The organism is Sinorhizobium sp. 8-89, assembly GCF_030124325.1.
Taxonomy (GTDB): domain Bacteria; phylum Pseudomonadota; class Alphaproteobacteria; order Rhizobiales; family Rhizobiaceae; genus Sinorhizobium.
In genome coordinates, this window is sequence record NZ_JASKLR010000020.1 from 96,167 (window position 1) to 96,690 (window position 524).

Here is a 524-nt window from a genome sequence, read left to right on the forward strand (position 1 = left end):
ACTATGGCTTTCGCGACTATTTCCGGCTGGCTATCCGCGATGGTCAGGCGGAGCATTTCGCCATGGGCACGGTGAGCAGGCGGCCGGGCCTCTACATTTCGCGGCGGATCGACGGGCCGGCGGGGCCGATCGGAGTGATCGTCGCCAAGCTCGAATTCGACGGCGTCGAAGCGGATTGGGCTAGCACGGGCAAGCCCGTCTATGTCACCGACCGACGAGGCATCGTCCTCATCACCAGCATCCCTTCCTGGCGTTTCATGACGACGAAGCAAATTCCCGAGGATCGTCTGGCGTCGATCCGCGAAAGCCTGCAATTCGGCGACGCGCCCCTGCTGCCGCTGCCATTCAGCCAAATCGAAGCAAAGGCCGACGGTTCCTCCACCCTCAATGCCCTGCTCCCGGGCAGCCGCCCCGAGAGATTCCTGCGCGTCGAAACGATGGTGCCGTCGACGAACTGGCGGCTGGAGCAATTGTCGCCACTGACCCCCGCACTATCGGCAGGCGCACGCGATGCAAGGCTGCAG

General features: G+C 63.9%; 1 pseudogene. It reads left to right on the forward strand.

Annotated elements, in window-relative coordinates:
* Positions 1–524 (forward strand): annotated as a pseudogene (locus tag QN219_RS26415) (two-component sensor histidine kinase); the annotation flags it as partial.